At 60.8% G+C, this 19,550-nt stretch carries 24 protein-coding genes; 9 read left to right on the top strand and 15 right to left on the bottom strand.

Going from position 1 to position 19,550, the window contains the following annotated elements; translation table 11 throughout:
* Positions 1-30: 30 nt before the first annotated feature.
* Positions 31-468, bottom strand: coding sequence for a winged helix-turn-helix transcriptional regulator (locus ATN84_RS11055; protein ID WP_068881684.1), 438 nt, complete (start codon positions 466-468; stop codon positions 31-33).
* A gap of 86 nt (positions 469-554) precedes the next feature.
* Here ATN84_RS11055 and ATN84_RS11050 point away from each other — a divergent pair, with 86 nt between their 5' ends.
* Positions 555-1,367, top strand: coding sequence for an oxidoreductase (locus tag ATN84_RS11050; RefSeq protein ID WP_068881683.1), 813 nt, complete (start codon positions 555-557; stop codon positions 1,365-1,367).
* Positions 1,368-1,406: 39 nt separating this feature from the next.
* Here the strand turns inward: ATN84_RS11050 and ATN84_RS11045 are convergent, their stop codons facing one another.
* Positions 1,407-1,757 carry an antibiotic biosynthesis monooxygenase family protein gene (locus ATN84_RS11045; protein ID WP_068881682.1) on the bottom strand — a complete coding sequence of 117 codons (351 nt, stop codon included), beginning with the start codon at positions 1,755-1,757 and terminating at the stop codon, positions 1,407-1,409.
* Entirely contained in the window at positions 1,754-2,083 is a 330-nt protein-coding gene (locus ATN84_RS11040; RefSeq protein ID WP_068881681.1) for an NIPSNAP family protein, read from the bottom strand. Before ATN84_RS11040 ends, ATN84_RS11045 begins: the two co-directional genes overlap by 4 nt.
* An 80-nt stretch (positions 2,084-2,163) precedes the next feature.
* Between ATN84_RS11040 and ATN84_RS11035 the strand changes: the two genes are divergently transcribed.
* Positions 2,164-2,841, top strand: a complete 678-nt coding sequence (locus ATN84_RS11035) for an ArsR/SmtB family transcription factor (protein WP_068881680.1) — start codon at positions 2,164-2,166, stop codon at positions 2,839-2,841.
* Positions 2,842-2,853: 12 nt separating this feature from the next.
* Here the strand turns inward: ATN84_RS11035 and ATN84_RS11030 are convergent, their stop codons facing one another.
* The 4 genes from ATN84_RS11030 to ATN84_RS11015 form a co-directional block, all read right to left on the bottom strand.
* Complete coding sequence (locus ATN84_RS11030) at positions 2,854-3,483, bottom strand: glutathione S-transferase family protein (protein ID WP_068881679.1); 630 nt, start codon at positions 3,481-3,483, stop codon at positions 2,854-2,856.
* Between the two features lie 114 nt (positions 3,484-3,597).
* Complete coding sequence (locus ATN84_RS11025; RefSeq protein WP_068881678.1) at positions 3,598-4,815, bottom strand: NADP-dependent isocitrate dehydrogenase; 1,218 nt, start codon at positions 4,813-4,815, stop codon at positions 3,598-3,600.
* Between the two features lie 315 nt (positions 4,816-5,130).
* Complete coding sequence (locus ATN84_RS11020) at positions 5,131-5,520, bottom strand: ribbon-helix-helix domain-containing protein (RefSeq protein ID WP_068881677.1); 390 nt, start codon at positions 5,518-5,520, stop codon at positions 5,131-5,133.
* A gap of 73 nt (positions 5,521-5,593) precedes the next feature.
* A complete protein-coding gene (locus tag ATN84_RS11015; RefSeq protein ID WP_068881676.1) occupies positions 5,594-6,202 on the bottom strand; it encodes a DJ-1/PfpI family protein in 609 nt (202 codons plus the stop codon).
* 186 nt (positions 6,203-6,388) lie between these two features.
* On the opposite strand from ATN84_RS11015, the gene ATN84_RS11010 reads away from it, so the two are divergent.
* Both ATN84_RS11010 and murI read left to right on the top strand, forming a co-directional pair.
* A complete protein-coding gene (locus ATN84_RS11010) occupies positions 6,389-7,243 on the top strand; it encodes an RNA methyltransferase (RefSeq protein ID WP_068881675.1) in 855 nt (284 codons plus the stop codon).
* 14 nt (positions 7,244-7,257) lie between these two features.
* A complete protein-coding gene (murI, locus tag ATN84_RS11005) occupies positions 7,258-8,109 on the top strand; it encodes a glutamate racemase (protein ID WP_068881993.1) in 852 nt (283 codons plus the stop codon).
* Positions 8,110-8,136: 27 nt separating this feature from the next.
* Here the strand turns inward: murI and ATN84_RS11000 are convergent, their stop codons facing one another.
* Positions 8,137-9,174 (bottom strand): LLM class flavin-dependent oxidoreductase, encoded by a 1,038-nt coding sequence (locus tag ATN84_RS11000; RefSeq protein WP_068881992.1) that lies wholly within the window; start codon positions 9,172-9,174, stop codon positions 8,137-8,139.
* A 346-nt stretch (positions 9,175-9,520) separates the two neighbouring features.
* The gene (locus tag ATN84_RS10995) at positions 9,521-10,165 is read right to left on the bottom strand and encodes an NAD(P)-dependent oxidoreductase (protein ID WP_068881991.1); all 645 of its coding nucleotides are present in this window, start codon (positions 10,163-10,165) and stop codon (positions 9,521-9,523) included.
* Positions 10,166-10,349: 184 nt separating this feature from the next.
* Here ATN84_RS10995 and ATN84_RS10990 point away from each other — a divergent pair, with 184 nt between their 5' ends.
* Entirely contained in the window at positions 10,350-10,760 is a 411-nt protein-coding gene (locus ATN84_RS10990; protein ID WP_068881674.1) for a winged helix-turn-helix transcriptional regulator, read from the top strand.
* 24 nt (positions 10,761-10,784) lie between these two features.
* Here ATN84_RS10990 and bspC read toward each other — a convergent pair whose 3' ends face one another.
* Positions 10,785-11,210, bottom strand: a complete 426-nt coding sequence (gene bspC / locus ATN84_RS10985; RefSeq protein ID WP_068881673.1) for a type IV secretion system effector BspC — start codon at positions 11,208-11,210, stop codon at positions 10,785-10,787.
* Between the two features lie 81 nt (positions 11,211-11,291).
* Positions 11,292-12,317 carry an extensin family protein gene (locus ATN84_RS10980; RefSeq protein ID WP_244491058.1) on the bottom strand — a complete coding sequence of 342 codons (1,026 nt, stop codon included), beginning with the start codon at positions 12,315-12,317 and terminating at the stop codon, positions 11,292-11,294.
* Positions 12,318-12,635: 318 nt separating this feature from the next.
* Between ATN84_RS10980 and rpsD the strand changes: the two genes are divergently transcribed.
* The 4 genes from rpsD (at position 12,636) to ATN84_RS10960 (ending at position 16,143) form a co-directional block, all read left to right on the top strand.
* A complete protein-coding gene (rpsD, locus tag ATN84_RS10975; protein ID WP_068881672.1) occupies positions 12,636-13,253 on the top strand; it encodes a 30S ribosomal protein S4 in 618 nt (205 codons plus the stop codon).
* Positions 13,254-13,330: 77 nt separating this feature from the next.
* Positions 13,331-14,260: a glutaminase gene (locus tag ATN84_RS10970; protein ID WP_068881671.1), complete on the top strand. Its 930-nt coding sequence runs from the start codon at positions 13,331-13,333 to the stop codon at positions 14,258-14,260.
* A 176-nt stretch (positions 14,261-14,436) separates the two neighbouring features.
* Positions 14,437-15,309 (top strand): tRNA 2-thiocytidine(32) synthetase TtcA, encoded by an 873-nt coding sequence (gene ttcA / locus ATN84_RS10965; RefSeq protein ID WP_068881989.1) that lies wholly within the window; start codon positions 14,437-14,439, stop codon positions 15,307-15,309.
* 6 nt (positions 15,310-15,315) lie between these two features.
* Positions 15,316-16,143, top strand: a complete 828-nt coding sequence (locus ATN84_RS10960) for an inositol monophosphatase family protein (protein WP_068881670.1) — start codon at positions 15,316-15,318, stop codon at positions 16,141-16,143.
* Positions 16,144-16,269: 126 nt separating this feature from the next.
* On the opposite strand, the gene ATN84_RS10955 is transcribed toward ATN84_RS10960, so the two are convergent.
* From ATN84_RS10955 to ATN84_RS10940, 4 genes are all read right to left on the bottom strand, one after another.
* Positions 16,270-17,544, bottom strand: a complete 1,275-nt coding sequence (locus ATN84_RS10955; RefSeq protein ID WP_068881669.1) for a multidrug effflux MFS transporter — start codon at positions 17,542-17,544, stop codon at positions 16,270-16,272.
* A gap of 236 nt (positions 17,545-17,780) precedes the next feature.
* Positions 17,781-18,113, bottom strand: a complete 333-nt coding sequence (gene grxD / locus ATN84_RS10950) for a Grx4 family monothiol glutaredoxin (protein ID WP_068881668.1) — start codon at positions 18,111-18,113, stop codon at positions 17,781-17,783.
* Positions 18,114-18,331: 218 nt separating this feature from the next.
* Complete coding sequence (locus ATN84_RS10945) at positions 18,332-18,565, bottom strand: BolA/IbaG family iron-sulfur metabolism protein (protein WP_068881667.1); 234 nt, start codon at positions 18,563-18,565, stop codon at positions 18,332-18,334.
* A gap of 141 nt (positions 18,566-18,706) precedes the next feature.
* Entirely contained in the window at positions 18,707-19,441 is a 735-nt protein-coding gene (locus ATN84_RS10940; RefSeq protein WP_068881666.1) for a hypothetical protein, read from the bottom strand.
* Between the last annotated feature and the right edge of the window lie 109 nt (positions 19,442-19,550).

Here is a 19,550-nt window from a genome sequence, read left to right as displayed (position 1 = left end):
TCATCGCCTTCCGATGAAGGCGGATCGTCGTCATTCCGGCTTAACGATGCGTATCGCGCGCGTCCCAATCCTTGCACCGGTGACGTTATCCACGGCGACAGGCTCGATGTCCGTTCCCGTTTCGGCATCCAGGAAGCGCGTTAACCTGCCGCCGCCGCGATGCTTGCCGCCCCAGGCGCCGATCATGAAGAGCACCGGCAGAAAATCGTGGCCGGCAGCCGTCAGCACATATTCATCACGCGGCGGCCGCTCCGAGTAGCGCCGCTTTTCCAAAAGGCCTTCCTCCGTCAGAACCGCGAGACGACGCGTGAGCATTGTCGGCGCGATGCCGAGATTTTTGCGGAAATCGTCGAAACGCGTGAGGCCGGCATTCGCATCCCGCAATATCAACATGCTCCACGCGTCGCCGAAGAGTGTCAGGCTGCGCGCGATCGGGCATGGCTCGTCGAAAAGATTCTTGTTGTTCATATCATTTTGATAGTGACTTACATTCAAAATGATACTAACTTCCTCGGTGAAGTTAGTCCAGCCTTCAACAGGAGAATTGAGATCAGATGATCAGGACGGATGATCGCGTGGCCGTGGTCACAGGCGCATCCTCGGGCATTGGCCTTGCAACGGCCAAGGCCCTCGGGCGCGCCGGCTATCGTGTGTTTGGAACCAGCAGGAAAGCGGTGGGCGAGGCGGACGGTATCGAGATGCTGGTCTGTGACGTAACCGATGATGCGTCTGTGGAGAAGATGGTGGATGAGGTTCTGCGCAAGGCGGGGCGTATCGATCTGCTTGTCAACAATGCCGGCATAGGGTTGCTTGGCGGCGGCGAGGAATCCTCTGCCGCGCAGGCTCAGGCTTTATTCGACGTGAACGTCTTCGGCGTCCTCCGGGTGACGAATGCGGTATTGCCGATCATGCGGCGGCAGCGGACGGGCAGGATCGTCAACATCAGTTCCATTCTGGGGCTGATCCCGTCTCCCTATAATGCGCTTTACGCATCCACCAAACATGCGGTCGAAGGCTATTCGGAATCACTCGATCACGAACTTCGCACCTTCGGCATTCGGGTGGTTCTCGTTGAGCCGGGCCTCACGCGCACATCGTTTGAAGAAAATACGACGCGTCCCGATCGGCCGCTGCCCATCTACGACCAGATCCGCGCTCAGATGGAGGAGCAGATGCGCAGCGGCGTGCTGGCGGGTGATGCCCCCGAAGTCGTGGCGGAAGCCGTCGTGAAGGCTGCCGCCGAAGCGCAGCCGAAACGACGCTACACCGCCGGGAAACTGGCTGGGCAGGTCCGGTTCATGCGCCGCTTCCTGCCTGAATCCACGGTGGACAGAACTTTGCGGAAATTCAGCAAGTTGCCGGCTTGAGACGCGAACTGGCGGGCGGGAAACTCCCGCCCCCGAGCCTCAGATATCGTGAATTCCCCGGCTGTCTTCCGGCGCCTCGTCGCGGTCGTCGAGCCCGTAATCGCGCAGGACGTGGGCGACGCGCAGCCGGTAATCCTCGAAGACGCTGGCGCGGCCCTTCGCCTGGGCGACTCGGTGTGCCGGCAGGGTGCGCCACGCTTTCACCGCCTCCTCGTCACGCCAGAAGGAAAGCGACAGGAGCTTTCCCGGCTCGTTCAGGCTCTGAAACCGCTCGATGGAGATGAACCCGTCGATCGTCAGCAACTTGTCACGCAAATCGGCGGCGATGTCGAGATATTGCGCCCGGCGCTCCTCATCCGCCGGCCACACTTCGAAGATCACTGCGATCATGGCCGGATCAGCTCCGCATGCGGGGTAGAGACGAGCTTCAGGAACATTCGGTCCTCCTTCAGGATGAAACGCTCGCGCTTGGCGAACTCATAATTGGCGCGCCCCAGCGGATTGTCGGCCAGACGCGCGCGGTAGGCTTCGTAAGCGGCCAGGTTTTCGATATTGTAGACGCCAAAGGCGGTGGTGGCCGAGCCCTCATGCGGCCCGAAATAGCCGATCAGGTCGGCGCCGCAGCGCGGAATGGCCTGGCCCCAGTTGCGCGCATATTCGGCAAAAGCGTCCTTCCTGAACGGGTCGATCTCATAGCGGATGAAGCAGGTGATCATCGGTTCTCCTGAAAAGTCTCGTTTTCGATGAACACAATCTACCGCTTGAACAAAAGTCATGCTTCGGTTAGCATCGAACTATGAAAGACGGTCCTGTCATTGCAAAGATCGCGGCGCTGCTCGGAGATCCGGCACGGGCCAATATGCTGACGGCGTTGATGGACGGCCGCGCGCTGACGGCGAGCGAGCTTGCCGGGCTTGCCGGCGTCACTTTGCAGACGGCGAGCGGGCATCTGGCCAAGCTCAGCGAGGCCAATCTCATCGATGTGGAAAAGCAGGGGCGGCATCGCTATTTCCGCCTGTCCGGGTCGGATGTGGCGGAAGTGCTGGAGCGGCTGATGGGGCTTGCCCAGCGCACAGGCGCGGTGCGCGTCCGCACGGGGCCGAAGGACCAGGCGCTGCGCACGGCGCGCATCTGCTATGATCATCTGGCTGGAGAACGCGGCGTCGAGATGCTCGACGCGGCGCGCCGGCTTCACCTCGTTGCCGAGGACGCCGATCTGGCGCTGACGACCAAGGGCCGGGATTTCTTCATCGGTCTCGGTGTCGATATTGATCGGCTGGAGAAGGGCAAGCGGCCCCTCTGCCGCGCCTGCCTCGACTGGAGCGAGCGGCGCAACCATCTGGGCGGCGCGCTGGGGGCCGCCCTTCTCGACAGTTTTATTGAACGGGGTTGGGCGCGGCGGCTCGAGGGCCGCGTCATTTCTTTTACCCCCACCGGCGCGCAGGCGTTTCGTTCCGCATTTTCGATCGAGTAAGTGCCGCCGCCGTCAGGCGTTTGCCTTTTTCATGCTCTCCGCAGCAGCGTCATCCAGTTGAAAGGCGCGTTTCTGGGCCTCGCGATCCCTTAGCCGGTCCGAATAGGCGGCGAAAGCAGGGCGCGTTGGAAGCGTGCCGAACTGCATGCCCCAGGAGACATGCGAGCCGACATAGACATCGGCGGCGGTGAAACGGTCGCCGGCGATATAGGGGTGACGCGACACGGCTTTCTCCAGCGTATCGACGACGGTCTCGAAGCTGCCGTAGCCGACCATGGTGCTCCGATCTGCCGGCGGCTCCAGCCCCAGCGCATGGTTGGTCAATGCCGCCTCGACCGGGCCGGCGGCGAAGAACATCCAGCGATAATAGTTCGCGCGCTCGTCGGGGCGGGGCGCCAGTCCGGCCTGCGGAAAGGTCTCGGCAAGATAGGCGCAGATCGCGGCCGCCTCGGTCACGACGGACGAGCCATGGCGCAGCGCCGGAACCTTGCCCATGGGGTTGATTGCGCAATAGTCGTCATTCTTCATCGGTGGGCCGAAATCGAGAATTTCCACATCATAGGGCTCGCCGATTTCCTCCAGCATCCAGCGGGCGATGCGGCCGCGCGACATCGGGTTGGTGTAGAGCGTGAGTTCGGCCATGACGGCGCCTCCTTATGCGTTATTCCTCCGGTAGCCGCAGCATGCATCAGCTTCATGAAAAGAAAAACCCGGCCTTGCGGCCGGGTTTGAAATTTATGTGTCTGTAGCGGCCGCTCAGGCGGTAGCCATCGCCTTCTGCAGGTTCTCGTCGATCTTGTCGAGGAAGCCGGTGGTCGAGAGCCAGGGCTGATCCGGGCCGATCAGCAGCGCCAGATCCTTGGTCATGAAGCCCGATTCGACGGTGTCGACGCAGACCTTCTCCAGCGTGTCGGCAAAGCGCTTCAGTTCGGCATTGTCGTCGAGCTTGGCGCGGTGCGCAAGGCCACGCGTCCAGGCGAAGATCGAGGCGATCGAGTTGGTCGAGGTCTCCTGACCCTTCTGGTGCTGGCGGTAGTGGCGGGTGACGGTGCCGTGTGCGGCTTCCGCCTCGACCGTCTTGCCGTCCGGCGTCATCAGAACGGAGGTCATCAGGCCGAGCGAGCCGAAGCCCTGCGCCACGATATCCGACTGCACGTCGCCATCATAGTTCTTGCAGGCCCAGACATAGCCGCCCGACCATTTGAGCGCCGAGGCGACCATGTCGTCGATCAGGCGATGCTCGTACCAGATCTTCTTCTTTTCGAATTCCGCCTTGAACTCGGCCTCGTAGATCTCCTGGAAGATATCCTTGAAGCGGCCGTCATAGGCTTTCAGGATCGTGTTCTTGGTCGAGAGATAGACGGGATAGCCGCGCTGCAGCCCATAATTGAGCGAGGCGCGGGCAAATTCCTTGATCGATTCGTCGAGATTGTACATGGCGAGTGCCACGCCAGAGCCAGGCGCATCATAGACCTCGTGCTCGATCACCTTGCCGTCGTCGCCGACGAACTTGATGGAGAGCTTGCCCTTGCCGGGGAACTTGAAATCGGTCGCCCGGTACTGGTCGCCAAAGGCATGGCGGCCGACGATGATCGGCTGCGTCCAGCCGGGCACCAGGCGCGGCACGTTCTTGCAGATGATCGGCTCGCGGAAGATCACGCCGCCCAGAATGTTGCGGATGGTGCCGTTGGGCGACTTCCACATCTTCTTGAGCTTGAATTCCTCGACGCGGGCCTCGTCCGGCGTGATGGTCGCGCATTTGACGCCGACGCCATGCTCCTTGATCGCATTGGCGGCGTCGATCGTGACCTGATCATTGGTGGCATCGCGGTTCTCGACCGAAAGATCGTAATATTTCAGATCGATATCCAGATAGGGATGGATGAGCTTGTCCTTGATGAACTGCCAGATGATGCGCGTCATCTCGTCGCCATCGAGCTCGACAACCGGGTTCGCAACCTTGATCTTCGCCATTGAAAAAGCCTCTTTCTTGATGGGTCGCGCCCCTATAGCACCGGCTCGCGCCAAGGCAAAGCTCTATGGCGTTTTTCTCTCTAAGGGTTGATGGGAGTGACGCCGTTCTGTGCCGTCGCGCCCGGCTTGGATGGCGAGGCATGGATTCCAGTGACAAGCACTGGAATGACGGAAGTGGAGATGTCTCGCCTTTGCTGAAACGGCCTTGCCGGTGGAGGCGTTAACGATTGGCCGTCAACAGCCAAACTGCCGTCATCCAGTGCTTGTCACTGGGATCCATGCCTCAACGCCCCCCGCTGAACACCTGCTCAACAATCAATGCCTCGCCGCCAAGCCGAAATGGCGCACTTTGCTTCCCGCATAGCGGCGCTCCTCGCGCGCCAGCACGCTATCGGCGTCGAGCGAGGCGATGGCCGTATCCTTGTCCGTGGGAATCGAGCCGTCGAGTTGCAGAGCGAGGTAGCGGCCGCAACAGACACGCAGGAACGAGGCGAAATTGTCGAGATCGTGCCCGGCTTGCAGCGATTCATTATAGAGCCGGCCAATCAGCTGGCTGAGGGTCAGCCGGTCGCGGGCGGCGATATCCTCCAGTGCATACCAGAAGAAGCTCTCGAGCCGCACGCTGGTGACGACGCCATCGATCCGCATGGAACGGGTGACACTTTGCCAGAGCGCCGGATTAGCGCCGATGAAGAGCTTGCACATCGGGTCCTCCCAGCGATGTATTGGCTTCAGTGTCACCCGAAGTCATGATCATTGCAACCGGCAACGTCGCCGCTCAGGCCGCCGATTTGACGCTGCTCGCGCCGTGGCTGATCTCCGTGCCAAGCACCGCAAAGAACTGCGACAGCCAGACCGGATGGGCCGGCCATGCCGGTGCGGTGACGAGGTTCCGGTCGGTGATCGCCTGATCGACGGGTATGTCGGCATAAGAGCCGCCGGCGAGCTCGACTTCCGGCCGGCAGGCGGGATAGGCCGAGCAGGTGCGGTCCTTCAACACTTTGGCGGCGGCGAGCAACTGCGCGCCATGGCAAATGGCGGCAACCGGTTTGTCGGCATCGAAGAAATGGCGGACCATCGAGATGACCGTATCGTTCAGCCGGAGGTATTCCGGCGCCCGGCCGCCGGGAATGACCAGCGCGTCATAGCTCTCCGGCTTGATGTCGGCGAAGCTGGCATTGAGCGTGAAATTATGGCCGCGCTTCTCCGAATAGGTCTGGTCGCCTTCGAAATCGTGGATGGCGGTGGCAATGCTGTCGCCGGCCTTTTTGTCGGGGCAGACGGCATGGACGGTATGGCCGACGGCGAGCAGCGCCTGGAACGGCACCATGGTTTCATAGTCCTCGCCGAAATCGCCGCAGATCATCAGAATGCGTTTTCCTCGCATATCAACCTCCCTGATCAATCATGAACCGGCACAAGCTTGACACAGGATCACGACGCAGGGGTGTTATCCCGCTACTACATAGAGGCGTTATCGGAGCCGCCTTGAACATCACCGCGCCGTAATTCTTTGAGTTTTGGATCGCGTTGTGCCAGTGAGGGCGCATTTCAATCGCATATCGAGAATAGCATGGCAGGAACGGACAGACATCGCCCTTTTATCACGGAAGGACCGGCCATCATCCTGGTCGAGCCGCAATTGCCGGAAAATATCGGCATGGTGGCGCGCGCCATGGCGAATTTCGGCTTGAGCGAATTGCGCCTCGTCAATCCGCGCGAAGAGTTCCCGAACGAAAAGGCGAGGGCTGCGGCGAGCAAGGCCGATCACGTGATCGACGGCGCGAAGGTCTATGACGATCTTCCCTCTGCCATCGAGGATCTCAATTTCGTCTTCGCCACCACGGCGCGCGAGCGCGACGGCTTCAAGAAGGTGGCAGGCCCGGTTGAGGCGGGCAGGGCGCTTCGCCAGCGTTTTTCGGCGGGGCAGAAGACGGGCATTCTCTTCGGCCGCGAGCGCTTCGGCTTGAGCAATGAGGAAGTGAGCCTTGCCGACGAGCTGGTGACATTCCCGGTCAATCCTGCCTTTGCCTCGCTCAATATCGCCCAGGCCGTGCTCCTGATGTCCTATGAATGGATGAAATCCGGCATGGAAAGCGAGACTGACACCGCCTTTCGCGGGCCGGAACTGGCGCCGGCGCGCAAGGAAACGCTTCACGGTTTCTTCAATCATCTGGAGGAAGCTCTGGATGTCCGCGGTTATTTCCGTCCCGCGGCGCGCAAGGAGATCATGGTGCACAATCTGCGCTCCGTCCTGACCCGCGCCAGCTTCGCCGAAGCTGAGGTCAAGCTGTTGCGCGGCATCGTCTCCTCGCTCGATTATTTCACCCGCAAGAACCCGCGTGGCTCCGGCGCGCCGGAGGGCCGTGAAAAGCCGAAGCCCTTGGCCGGCGCGAAGAAGGCGAAAAGCGAAGACGTAGAGGAATGATGCTGGAGGAACCGATGGGGCAGGACGCGGCGGTACTTCTTGAAAGGCAGGAGGCTGACGCGGCGGCGTCCCGTCCCATCCTCGTCTTCGACAGCGGCATCGGCGGGCTGACGGTGCTGCGCGAGGCGCGGGTGCTGATGCCGGATCGCCGCTTCGTCTATATTGCCGACGATGCCGGCTTTCCCTATGGCGGCTGGGATGAGGTCGCACTTCGCGAGCGCATCGTCACGCTTTTCCGTGAATTTCTCACCCAGCACGATCCGGAAATCGCTATCATCGCCTGCAACACGGCATCGACGCTGGTGCTGGACGATCTGCGCGGTGCCTATCCCGGAACGCCCTTTGTCGGCACCGTGCCGGCGATCAAGCCTGCGGCGGAGCGCACGCGCTCCGGCCTCGTCTCGGTATTGGCGACACCAGGCACGGTCAGGCGCGCCTATACGCGCGAATTGATCCAGTCCTTCGCCACGCAATGCCATGTGCGGCTGATCGGCAGCGAAAATCTCGCCCGTATGGCGGAGGCCCATATCCGGGGCGAGACGGTGGACGACGATGCCGTGCGCGCCGAAATCGAACCCTGCTTCATCGAGACTGATCGCGGACGCACGGATATCGTCGTGCTCGCCTGCACGCATTACCCCTTTATGGCCAATGTCTTCCGCCGGCTGGCACCGTGGCCGGTCGACTGGCTCGACCCGGCGGAGGCGATTGCGCGGCGCGCCCGTTCGCTCCTCTCAGGCAGCGACGCGCAGCCGGAACATGGCGACGACATCGCCATCTTCACCTCCGGCCAGCCGGATTTCTCGACAAGGCGGCTGATGCAGGGGTTTGGATTGGGGAATAGTGAGATAGGGAATAAGGAATAGGATTACTATCTCACTATTCCCTATTCCCTACTCACTCCTGAGTGCTTTCCTCACCTCAGGCGCCACGCGTGTCCCGAACAGCTCGATCGTCTTCATCATCTTGTCGTGCGGCAGGTTGCCGAGACCTGATTGCATCAGGAAGCGGTCGTGCTTGAAATAGGAATGTTCGAGCAGGATCTTGTCGATGACTTCCTCAGGGCTTCCTACCAGAAGCGAGCCATGGGGGCCGCGCATGGCGTCGAACTGGGCGCGGGTGGTCGGCGGCCAACCCCGCTCGCGGCCGATCTGGCTCATGACATGGGCGTAGGGCGGGAAGAATTCGTCGGCGGCGGCCTGCGAATCCCCGGCGATGTAGCCATGGGAGTTGATGCCGACGCGTAAGGCGTCCGGCGCATGGCCGCCTTTGGCGCCGGCCTCGCGATAGAGCTCAACCAGCGGCGCGAAACGCTCGGGATCGCCGCCGATGATGGCAATTGCAAGCGGCAGGCCGAGCAGCCCGGCGCGCACCACCGATTGCGGCGTGCCGCCGACTGCGATCCACACCGGCAGCGGGTCCTGCAGAGGGCGCGGATAGATCCCGCGATCGTTGATCGGGGCCCGCAATTCTCCCGACCAGGTGACCCGCTCGCTCTTTCGCAGGGCCAGAAGCAGATCGAGCTTTTCGGCAAAAAGCTTGTCGTAGTCGTTCAAATCATAGCCGAAAAGCGGATAGGATTCGATGAAGGAGCCACGCCCGGCCATGATCTCGGCCCGGCCGCCGGAGATGAGGTCCAGGGTGGAAAAGCTCTGGAATACGCGGATCGGATCGTCGGAGGAGAGCACGGTCACCGCGCTGGTCAGCCGGATATTCTTCGTCCGCGTGGCGGCCGCGGCAAGCACCACGGCGGGAGCGGAGACGGCATATTCCGGGCGGTGATGCTCGCCCACGCCGAAGACGTCGAGCCCGACCTGGTCGGCCAGCTCGATCTCCTCGATGAGGTTCTTGAGCCGCTCAGTGGGCGCCATCGGCCGTCCGGTCTTCGGGTCCGGTCCCATATCCGCGAATGTGTAGATGCCGAGTTCCATGGCCATGAGCCTTTCGGTGAGGAATGATCCCGAAAAGTTGCAGACTTTTCGGACAAGATCATGCGTGGAAAAAGAACGATCCCGGCAGCAGATAAGGTGCGCCCCGTCTGTTGTTAAGGACGCACCTTTTCGTGTTCAAGTCACCCGGAGGAAACCGGGGTGGGCATTTTTCCTGAGTGGTTCACTCCTTGATGGAAACGATGCCTATTTTCTACGATGCAGCCACTGCACCGTAGAGGCATGGATTCCAGTGCTTGTCACTGGGATCCATGCCTCGACCTTTCAATCACTACAACGATTCAGAAGAGAATTTCGCTGAAGCGATTCCATCAACATAAGAGCCGCCTCAATAAGCAGCGGTAAAGCGCTTGCGGATGTGCTTGCCCTGTTCGGCTTCGTCGAGGATGGCGACAGCCAGATCGGCGGCCGAGATCTTGCTCTCGCCCTTGTCGTCGAAGACCGGCTGGTCGCCGCCGAGGCGATATTTGCCGGTGCGCTCGCCGGGCTCCAGATGGATGGCGGGGGATACGAAGGTCCAGTCGAGCCCGTTTTCTGTACGCAGCTCATTGAGCGCATCGCGGGCACCGAGCGCGCCTTCCTTCCACTGGGCGGGAAATTCGGGAGTGTCGACAAGCTGGACGCCGGGGGCGACTTCCAGGCTGCCGGCGCCACCGACGACGATCAGCCGCTTGACGCCGGCTTTCTTCGCCGCCTCATTGATGGAGCGGCTGCCCTTCACATGGGTCGCGCGGATTTCAGGATCGCCCCAGCCCGGATTATAGGCTGATATGACGATATCGTGCCCGGCAAGCTGCTTGGCAAGCGCATCGGTGTCGAGAACGTCGGCCTTGGCGGCGGTAACGTTCGCCAGCTTTTCCACTTTCTCAGGATGACGGACGAGGGCGGTGACGGCATGGCCGCGCGCGGCTGCTTCTTTCAGGAGCTGCGCGCCGACGAAGCCGGTGGCGCCGATGAGGGCGATCTTTGCCATGAGATGCGTTCCTTTCATTTCCGGGATAATTAAGGTATTTTGGGTGATCAGGTTATCAATGATAACTACTTATAAAGCGCATCGCGGTTTGTGAAGAACGCACTTTTTTCTATTCAGGGCACATGGATGTAACCGCGCCCGCGAATGGAAGGAGCGTTCGCCCGGGCTGCAAAGGATTTGGAAGATGACGATTTCGACAAAGCCGCAAGACGGCGCGCCGCTTCTTTCCACATCGCCGGGCTTTGCGTCGGACGGCGATGGAGGCTGCCCGATCCGCGAGGTGCTTGACCGGGTGGGGGATACGTGGAGCATCCTGGTGATATTCAATCTGCAGCAGGGGCCATTGCGCTTCAACGCACTCCGCCGCTCGATCGAGGGCATATCGCAGCGCATGCTGACGGTGACGCTCCGGTCGCTGGAGCGCGATGGGCTGGTGGCGCGGCGGGTCAGGCCTGTCTCGCCGCCGGAAGTCGAATATTCGCTAACCGATCTCGGCCACTCGCTCGCAGGACCGATCGATACGCTCGGCCAGTGGGCGGCCCAAAATCGTGCCGCCCTGCGCGCGGCCCGCGCGGCTTTCGATGCGGAGAACTGAGGAGTTGTTCAGGCGAAACGCGGTTCAATCCGCAGAGGTCTTGATCTCGATCGCCTTGACCTTGCCTTTTTTGCTGATGCCGCAGCGCAGCGTGATATCGGCCCAGTTGGTGGAATCCGTGCGTGGGCGAGCCTCGCCCGAAACGGCGATGACGGTCGACACCTTCGTGTGATCCCTGGCGCTGAACTTGCCAGGTTTCCGATCGACCTTGGCCTTGCCGATATCCTCCTGCGTGAAGCCGAGGCGGTCGAACTTCTTGCTTTTCTTCACGAGATCATAGCCGGTCGCGATGCACTCGGCCATCTCAGGCGAGGCGTGCTGGTCCTTTACCAGCGTTTCGTAATTGCCTCTGAAATCCCGTGATTTCTTCGGCGGCGTCTCGGCATGTGCGGCGCCGGTTGCGATAAGGGATGTGAACATGATCATCATGAATGATTTACAGAATTTCATCACTCTATTTCCTCGTATTTATAGCCGTAATTAAAAGTCATGCTGAAATTCAATTGTTTCTAACTCGTTAAATCCTTTCTTTTACTGGCAAATGCGTGAAGTACAGTTACCGCCATGGCAACCCTGGTCGAGATGAAGATTAGTCTTGTGGGCGGCGTCGCCATCGGGGCCGATGACGGTCATGAACATATCGCAGCTTGTCTTGTGGACGGCGCGCCAGAATTCCTTCTCTTCCGGCGTGCCATCCCAGCCGGTCGCAAGCTCGGTCGTCCGGCCGTTCTTGAGACGGAAGGACATGATGTCCAACGCATTGGCGAAGGCGTGCTCTGAGGTGCGGCCGGAGGAGGCGCCATTGACCTTGCGGCATTGATAGTCCGAGCCGGTGCCGATTGCCTCGATTTCCGAACCGAAGGATTTCAGCGCTGCCGCACGCACGCCCGATGACCATTGAGCCAGCGTGACGGCCATCGCGCAGTTGGTGATGATCGGAGAGGCGAAAGGCAGGGAGGGTTCCTTGCCGATGGCGGTAAGCGACAGCGGCGAGCGTTCTCCGCATATGCCGTCGGACAAAGGCGCGACGAGCTTGCCCTGGACGTCGCCATTCATCAGCGCCGGGCAGGCGGCCTGATAGACGCGTTCATCCTTCTCCTCGACCGTCTTCTCATCATGCGGTGCCGCATCGTCGGTCTTCGCCGGGGGTGTAGCCGGGACAGGCGGCGTTCCCTGCGGTTCGGCTTGGGGTTTTTCCTCCGGCGTGGGAGCAGGTCCTTTCTGCTCCGTCTGGGGCTGCTTCTCCGCCGGTTTCGCTTCTTCCGATCCGGGTTTCGGCTGCGGAACCGGGACCGCGCCCAGGGCCGGGGCGGCCTTGGTCCCGGCGCTTGTGGACGACCTGCGGGGGCGTTGGCTCTGTTTGCGCTGCGCCGTCCGTCTGGTTCGCGTCGTTCTTTTCCGCGTTGTCTTCGGTTTGAAGACATCGAGAATGTTTTCGGCCTTCGCCTGGCCTGAAATGGTTGGCATATCCATGTCGGGAGCAATGAAGAGGCATAGCGCCGCGGCTATTATCGTGAAAAGGCCGTTGCGGCACAGGCGCGGGAGGGATAGGTTCACGGGCAGCCTTTCTGCTGTTTCAGCTTCCCCCATATTGCCACATGGAAGCCACGCATCACGTCACGCTTGGTGACAAAGCGTATCATGCCCGTTCGGCCGATAGCCGTCATTGCGGCTTGACATCCGGCCCCCCTCTGTCTAGAAGCCAGCCAGCGCAGGGCTTTGCGGCCCTGCGTTTCATTTGACGTGTCCCGTGGACGGTTGCCGCAAAGCGTGCGCGCATCGTCCTGTCAGTCCTCGCAAACGGAGGGCAGAGGAGGGCGCGTTTCCTGGATCGAAGTGCTGAGCTTCGATCGTCAACGTTTGAAGGGAAATGCGATGAGCAAGCGCGAATCCGCAAAATACAAGATTGACCGCCGTCTCGGCGAAAATATCTGGGGCCGTCCGAAGTCCCCGGTCAACCGCCGTGAATATGGCCCCGGCCAGCATGGTCAGCGCCGCAAGGGCAAGCTCTCCGATTTCGGCGTGCAGCTGCGCGCCAAGCAGAAGCTCAAGGGCTATTACGGCGATATTTCGGAAAAGCAGTTCCGCAAGGTCTATGAGGAAGCTTCCCGCCGCAAGGGTGATACGGGTGAGCACCTGATCGGCATTCTGGAGTCCCGTCTCGACGCCGTCGTCTACCGCGCCAAGTTCGTCCCGACGATCTTCGCCGCGCGCCAGTTCGTCAATCACGGCCATATCAATGTCAATGGCCGTCGCGTCAACATCCAGTCCTACCGCTGCAAGGCGGGCGACGTGATCGAGGTGCGCGAGAAGTCGAAGCAGCTCGCCCTGGTGCTGGAAGCGACCCAGCTAGCCGAACGCGACGTGCCTGACTATATCGAGGTCGATCACAACAAGATGACCGCCAAGTTCGCCCGTGTCCCGGCCTTCTCCGATGTGCCCTATGCGGTGCAGATGGAACCGAACCTGGTCGTCGAATTCTATTCGCGCTAAGGTTTCCGGCAGTTTAGAGAAAGAGCCGCCCTGGGCATCCCGGGCGGCTTTTTTTATATCCAAGGGCGGAGAGGCGGATGAGCGAATTGCAGGAACTGGTCGACGGCGTCTATCGCGATCTGAAAAGCCATATCGGCGAGGGCAAGGTCGCAGACTATATCCCCGAGCTCGCCAAGGTCGATCCGAAGCAGTTCGGCATCGCTGTGGCCACGCTCGATGGTAGCTTCCATATCGCCGGCGATGCCGACGCGCCTTTCTCCATCCAGAGCATTTCCAAGGTCTTCACCTTGACGCTTGCGCTCGGCATGGCGGGCGATACGCTATGGACGCGCGTCGGGCGCGAACCCTCGGGTACGGCCTTCAATTCCATCGTGCAGCTCGAATATGAGAAGGGGCGGCCGCGCAATCCCTTCATCAATGCCGGCGCCATTGCCGTGGCGGATATGATTCTGGCGGGGCATCAGCCGCGCGAAGCGATTGGCGAGATTGTCCATTTCGTCCGCTTCGTTTCCGGCGATGATAGCATCGCCATCGATCATGAGGTGGCGAAATCGGAGACCGGGACCGGATATCGCAATTTCGCACTCGCCAATTTCATGCGCTCCTTCGGCCGGCTCAATCATCCGGTGGAGCATGTTCTCGGCGTCTATTTCCACCATTGCGCGCTGGCCATGTCCTGCCGCCAGCTTGCAAGGGCTGGGCTCTATCTCGCCGCCGGCGGGCGCAATCCGGTGCTCGACAGCCGCGTCGTCTCGCGGGAGAGGGCGCGGCGCATCAATGCGCTGATGCTGATGTGCGGCCATTATGACGCCTCGGGCGATTTCGCCTATCGGGTCGGCCTGCCGGGCAAGAGCGGTGTCGGCGGCGGCATCCTGGCGGTGGCGCCGGGCAAGGCGTCGATAGCGGTCTGGTCGCCGGGGCTCAACGAGTATGGCAATTCACTGGTCGGCACCGCGGCGCTCGAGCTTCTGGCGCAGCGCACGGGCTGGTCGGTTTTCGGGACCTGACGGCCTTCAGTATGCAACAATACCCCCTCATCCGGCCCTTCGGGCCACCTTCTCCCCGCTGGGGAGAAGAGGGTGGCTCGCGCAGCGAGCCGGGTGAGGGGACTTCCATAGCCGTTATGGGTAGTGGTCCCATTCATGTTTTGCCTTTGTCGCATCTGCCGGATAAAGGAATGGCCATGACCGTTCACGACCCCGACCTTTCCTCTGATGCCGGCGAAGCCGACAGCTGCCATCCGCTGTTCCGCGATGTGCCGTCGTCGGTTGCCTTCAACAAATTGCGCAAGCGCCTCTTGCGCCAGACGCGGCAGGCGATCGAGGAATTCGCCATGGTCCAGCCCGGCGAGCGCTGGCTGGTTGGCCTCTCCGGCGGCAAGGATTCCTACGGGCTCCTGGCGCTGCTGCTCGATTTGAAATGGCGCGGGCTTCTCCCCGTCGAGCTCATCGCCTGCAATCTCGACCAGGGCCAGCCGAACTTTCCCAAGCATATCCTGCCGGAGTTCCTGAAGCTCTACGGCATTCCGCACCGCATCGAATATAAGGACACCTATTCGGTGGTGACCGAGAAGGTGCCTGAGAACCAGACCTATTGCTCGCTCTGCTCGCGGCTCAGGCGCGGCAATCTCTACCGCGTGGCGCGGGAGGAGGGCTGTTCGGCACTGGTGCTCGGCCACCACCGCGAGGATATTCTGGAAACCTTCTTCATGAATCTCTTCCATGGCGGAAGGCTCGCGGCGATGCCGCCGAAGCTCATCAATGACGAGGGCGACGTGATGGTGCTGCGTCCGCTGGCCTATGCGGCGGAGGATGATCTGGAAAAATTCGCCGCCGCCATGCGCTTTCCCATCATCCCCTGCGATCTCTGCGGCAGCCAGGATGGGCTGCAGCGCAATGCGATGAAGGCGATGCTCGCCGATATTGAAAAGCGCATGCCGGGACGCAAGGAAACCATGATCCGGGCGCTCGCCCATGTCAGGCCGAGCCATCTGCTCGATCGCCAGCTGTTCGATTTTGCCGGGCTCAATCTGCCGGCGGAAACCCAGGAAATTTGAGGACCGATGATGTTCGATGAAAAGCATGTGGAATGGCTCGCCGATCTTCTGGCGGAGACGGCGGGAGCGGAAATCATGCCGCGCTTCCGGCGATTGGGCGAGGGCGATATCCGGCAGAAAACCTCGGCCTCCGATCTCGTCACCGAGGCGGATGTCAACGCCGAACGGGTGATCACCAAAGCGCTGCGCGAGCGCTATCCTGATGCGGTGGTAATCGGCGAGGAGGCGTGCAGCGAAAATCCCGCCATCCTCGAAGGGCTTGGCGATGCCCGGCTCGCCTTCGTCATCGATCCGGTCGACGGCACGTATAATTTCGCTTCCGACGTGCCGCTCTTTGGCGTCATGCTCTCCGTCGTGGTCAATGGCGAGACCGTCGCCGGCATCATTCATGATCCCGTCGGCAAGGATTGGCTCATCGGCATGCGCGGCGCGGGGAGCCATATTCGCCGTCCCGACAATTCGCTCGACAAGGTGCGGGTGGCCGATCCGGTTCCCGTCTCCGGCATGACAGGGTCCATCTCCTGGCCCTATCTGCCCGAGCCGGAGCGCTCGCGCCTGGCGCGCAACCATGCCAAGTGCTTGGCGCAGATCGGTTATCGCTGCGCGGCGCACGAATATCGGGTGATCGCCAGCGGCTACGCGCATTTCGCCGTCTTTGGCAAGCTGATGCCGTGGGACCATCTGGCCGGCGTGCTCATCCATACCGAGGCCGGCGGCCACGCCGCGCGTTTCGACGGCAGCGCCTATCTGCCCTCGCATGTCGGCGGTGGCCTGATGGTGGCCCCTGACAAGGAGAGCTGGAAGGAACTGCGCGAAACGCTCTGGGCGGAATAACTCGGGGGTAGTTCGGCTTATATTTATATCCCGCCAGCCATTGATTTAAAGCGACCTGATCACATCAGACCGGGAATCCCGCTATCGGATATCCGTTATCTGATAGCGGATTAACTCAGCGGTAACCTACTCCCCCTGCACCACATGGGGCGCCGGCGCGTTGTGCGGCTGGAACAGCTTGCCGCGCTCGGCGAAGAGCACGCAGACGAGGGCGATGGCGCCGAGCACGAAATAGCCGGCAGCAATGGGCGTCGTTGTTCCGTTGAAGGACTGGCCGATAATGGCCCCGATCGTCGCGCCGATCAGCGTCTGGGTGAAGCCCAGCACCGACGAGGCCGTCCCCGCTACATTGCCGAGCGGCTCCATGGCGAGCGAATTGAAATTCGCGCCGATCGAGCCAAAGCAGAACATGACGGCGGCGAACATCGCCAGGAAAAGCGGGAAGGGCACCGGGCCGCTGCCCCGCATCGACAGTATGAGCCAGATCAGGCTGACGATGATGAAGATCAGCAGCATGGTGTGCGAGATGCGACGCATGCCGAAGCGCCCGACCAGTCGCGAATTGAGGAAGGACGACAGCGACATCGTTGCCGCGACTGCGGCAAAGGCGAGCGGGAACAACTCGTCCAGATGGTAGATGCCGACATAGATCTGCTGGGCCGAATTGATGAAGCCGAAGAGCGAGCCCAGGATGAAGGACGTGGCGAGCGTGTAGCAGAGCGCGGCGCGATTGCCGAGCACGATGCCGAAGCCGCGGGCCACCGAGCCCGCCGTGAAGGGCCGGCGGTTTTCCGGATGCAGCGTCTCGGGCAGGCGGAAGAACGACCACAGCGTGACGGCAAGCGCCATCAGGGCCATGAAGGCGAAGATCAGGTGCCATTCGCCGAACAGCATGATGAGCTGGCCGGTCGCCGGTGCAATCACCGGGATGACCATGAACACCATCATGACGAGCGACATGACTTCGGCCATCTGCCGTCCGCCGAACGTATCGCGCACGATGGAGACGGCGATGACGCGCGTCGCGGCCGCGCCCACGCCCTGCAGGACGCGGAAGCCCAAAAGCATGGCGAAGCTGGGCGATAGCGCGGCGCCGATGGCGGAGAGGACATAGATCAAAAGGCCGATCAGGAGCGGCGCGCGCCGGCCGAAGCGGTCGCTGATCGGTCCATAGGCGAGCTGGGAAAAGCCGAAGCCGAAGAGATAGGCGGAGATGACATATTGCCGGTGGTTTTCCGTCGTCACGCCGAGGCTGGCGCCGATCTCCTGCAATCCGGGCAGCATGATATCGATGGCCAGCGCGTTGATCGCCATCAGTGCCGCGATCAGGGCGATGAATTCGATGCGTCCAAGCTGCGCCTTCGGCTCTTGGAGCTCCTTCGTCTGAAAGTCAGTCGTCATGGTCCGCTTATCGTCTAATAGGACAAGTCCGAAAATGGGACTGGGTTTCCCGGGAAAGCAGAGGTTGCATTCCATCGGACTTGCATAAAAACAAAGGATTGGAGCGAGTTCCCTATTCACAATCGGAAACCGGTCCAGCGATTGAAACAACGAGAAAGGCGTCGGAATGCCGACGCCTTTGGAACAACTTTCAAACAGAACTTCCGAAACGCCTGGAAGTTTCTGAAATATTCCGCTCAGGCAGCCTTGGTGGCGATGCCCTTGCCGGAAAACAGCGCCTGGAGTTCTCCGGCCTGGAACATTTCACGGATGATGTCGCAACCGCCGACGAACTCACCCTTCACATAAAGCTGCGGGATGGTCGGCCAGTTGGAATATTCCTTGATGCCCTGGCGCAGTTCGTCAGAGGAAAGGACGTTGACGCCCTTATAGTCGACGCCGACATAGTCGAGGATCTGCACGACCTGGCCGGAGAAGCCGCATTGCGGAAAGCCGGGCGTGCCCTTCATGAAGAGCACGACGTCGTTGCTCTTGACCTCATTGTCGATGAATTCGTTGATGCCGCTCATTTCGGATCCTTTCCATGCCGCCGGTGTCGAAATTCTGTCGCTACCGGCGATTAACTGCAAATCCCGAGGGAATCTGTTCCGCTACTCCAAGGATTTGCTTGACCTGATTTCATTCTAAAAAGCATGCAATCGGTATCGAAGCAAGTCACGCATGATTGAAAACGGCCGTTTCGCCGAATGATCGCACTGCTTCGACCGGTTTTACAGCTCCGTTTCTTCTATTCGGGAGCGCTCGTCTGGAGCGCCAGTGCATGAAGCACGCCACCCATATTGCCCTTCAGCGCATCATAGACCATCTGATGCTGCTGAACGCGGGATTTGCCCCGAAAGCTCTCGGCGACAACCTCGGCAGCGTAGTGATCGCCATCGCCGGCGAGATCGCGGATCGTCACCTTAGCGTCCGGAATTGCGTCCTCGATCATCTTCTGAATGTCGCGCGCGTCCATCGCCATTTGCAGTCTCCCTGTGCAAGGCGGCTGCCGCATCCTTCCAACACGAATCGTCGAGTCGCGGGATGCCAACCTGTTCCCATTTATATGGAGACAATGCCCGGCAGCGTCAATCGTGACAAGCCGGGGATTGCCCGGCAATCTTCAGGCCGCCAACAGTTTAGGCAGGGAATGTTCTTCCGTAAGGCCCAACCCGGTTTTCTGCGCTTCATTCAGCGGAAAAGGCCGTCCGGCCTTTGCGGCATCCTGCCACCATTGCGGGATATCGTCCGAGCCGAATTCCTTGGATTCACCCGGCTTACGGGACCGGCGGCTTTCCTGGGCATGGAAGAACGCTGCCCGGGTGAGACGCCTGCGCAGCCATGTCTTGAGCGATTGCCGCGAAGCCTTGCTAAAAATGTTCTCATCGAGCCAGATGGAATTCATATCCCTAGCAAGCGACAGGTCCCACCAGGCATAGCCGAGGCTGACCTGATCCCAGATGAGGGGATAGTCCGAACAATAGGCGGCCCATCGGTCAATCAGCTGTTCGGCAGCTTCGCTTTTGCCGAAGAATATCTGGCCACCATAGAAGTTCCAGCCTTCCCGCTTCACCACAGCAAAATCGCTTTGAATGTCGGCTAACTCATGTGGAAGGCGCAGGAGTTCAGCATCGGCATCGACCCAGCAGATAGGCCGCTCCGAGCGCCGCCACACGTCTTTGATGAAATTGGCTTTCACCGCGCAGTTCTCAACCCAGCTCGATCGCGGAAGCCTCGGTTCAATGATCGTGTCCAGCCCCAGCCTCTCGGCGGATTTCCGCAGCTTCGCGGCCAGTACCTCGTAGGTGGTGTTTGCCGTGTAATAGGAGACGATGACGGGCATCGCGGTCTTCGACATGGGGATGGCCTTGTGAGGAGAGCTTGCGGGGATCGGAAGGAGAGATGTGAGAAGAGAACCTGCGTGAAAATGGAGCACAACGGCTACGATCAGCCGTTGTGTTTCAAGC

The organism is Paramesorhizobium deserti, from assembly GCF_001558695.1.
GTDB lineage: Bacteria > Pseudomonadota > Alphaproteobacteria > Rhizobiales > Rhizobiaceae > Paramesorhizobium > Paramesorhizobium deserti.
Note: the sequence above shows the minus strand (reverse complement) of the source record. Positions and strands in the feature narration are given on the sequence as shown.

What these genes read in the sequence shown, in the direction of transcription:
- ATN84_RS10960 (WP_068881670.1), top strand. Translation starts at nt 15,316, where the DNA reads ATGATGTTCGATGAAAAGCATGTGGAATGGCTCGCCGATCTTCTGGCG.
- ATN84_RS11040 (WP_068881681.1), bottom strand. Translation starts at nt 2,083, where the DNA reads ATGATCACCTGCTTCATCCGCTATGAGATCGACCCGTTCAGGAAGGAC.
- ttcA (WP_068881989.1), top strand. Translation starts at nt 14,437, where the DNA reads ATGACCGTTCACGACCCCGACCTTTCCTCTGATGCCGGCGAAGCCGAC.
- grxD (WP_068881668.1), bottom strand. Translation starts at nt 18,113, where the DNA reads ATGAGCGGCATCAACGAATTCATCGACAATGAGGTCAAGAGCAACGAC.
- murI (WP_068881993.1), top strand. Translation starts at nt 7,258, where the DNA reads ATGGGGCAGGACGCGGCGGTACTTCTTGAAAGGCAGGAGGCTGACGCG.
- ATN84_RS10945 (WP_068881667.1), bottom strand. Translation starts at nt 18,565, where the DNA reads ATGGCGATGGACGCGCGCGACATTCAGAAGATGATCGAGGACGCAATT.
- ATN84_RS11010 (WP_068881675.1), top strand. Translation starts at nt 6,389, where the DNA reads ATGGCAGGAACGGACAGACATCGCCCTTTTATCACGGAAGGACCGGCC.
- ATN84_RS11025 (WP_068881678.1), bottom strand. Translation starts at nt 4,815, where the DNA reads ATGGCGAAGATCAAGGTTGCGAACCCGGTTGTCGAGCTCGATGGCGAC.
- ATN84_RS10955 (WP_068881669.1), bottom strand. Translation starts at nt 17,544, where the DNA reads ATGACGACTGACTTTCAGACGAAGGAGCTCCAAGAGCCGAAGGCGCAG.
- ATN84_RS10990 (WP_068881674.1), top strand. Translation starts at nt 10,350, where the DNA reads ATGACGATTTCGACAAAGCCGCAAGACGGCGCGCCGCTTCTTTCCACA.
- ATN84_RS11000 (WP_068881992.1), bottom strand. Translation starts at nt 9,174, where the DNA reads ATGGAACTCGGCATCTACACATTCGCGGATATGGGACCGGACCCGAAG.
- ATN84_RS10970 (WP_068881671.1), top strand. Translation starts at nt 13,331, where the DNA reads ATGAGCGAATTGCAGGAACTGGTCGACGGCGTCTATCGCGATCTGAAA.
- ATN84_RS11050 (WP_068881683.1), top strand. Translation starts at nt 555, where the DNA reads ATGATCAGGACGGATGATCGCGTGGCCGTGGTCACAGGCGCATCCTCG.
- ATN84_RS11045 (WP_068881682.1), bottom strand. Translation starts at nt 1,757, where the DNA reads ATGATCGCAGTGATCTTCGAAGTGTGGCCGGCGGATGAGGAGCGCCGG.
- bspC (WP_068881673.1), bottom strand. Translation starts at nt 11,210, where the DNA reads ATGAAATTCTGTAAATCATTCATGATGATCATGTTCACATCCCTTATC.
- ATN84_RS10940 (WP_068881666.1), bottom strand. Translation starts at nt 19,441, where the DNA reads ATGTCGAAGACCGCGATGCCCGTCATCGTCTCCTATTACACGGCAAAC.
- ATN84_RS11015 (WP_068881676.1), bottom strand. Translation starts at nt 6,202, where the DNA reads ATGCGAGGAAAACGCATTCTGATGATCTGCGGCGATTTCGGCGAGGAC.
- ATN84_RS11030 (WP_068881679.1), bottom strand. Translation starts at nt 3,483, where the DNA reads ATGGCCGAACTCACGCTCTACACCAACCCGATGTCGCGCGGCCGCATC.
- rpsD (WP_068881672.1), top strand. Translation starts at nt 12,636, where the DNA reads ATGAGCAAGCGCGAATCCGCAAAATACAAGATTGACCGCCGTCTCGGC.
- ATN84_RS11020 (WP_068881677.1), bottom strand. Translation starts at nt 5,520, where the DNA reads ATGTGCAAGCTCTTCATCGGCGCTAATCCGGCGCTCTGGCAAAGTGTC.
- ATN84_RS10995 (WP_068881991.1), bottom strand. Translation starts at nt 10,165, where the DNA reads ATGGCAAAGATCGCCCTCATCGGCGCCACCGGCTTCGTCGGCGCGCAG.
- ATN84_RS11055 (WP_068881684.1), bottom strand. Translation starts at nt 468, where the DNA reads ATGAACAACAAGAATCTTTTCGACGAGCCATGCCCGATCGCGCGCAGC.
- ATN84_RS11035 (WP_068881680.1), top strand. Translation starts at nt 2,164, where the DNA reads ATGAAAGACGGTCCTGTCATTGCAAAGATCGCGGCGCTGCTCGGAGAT.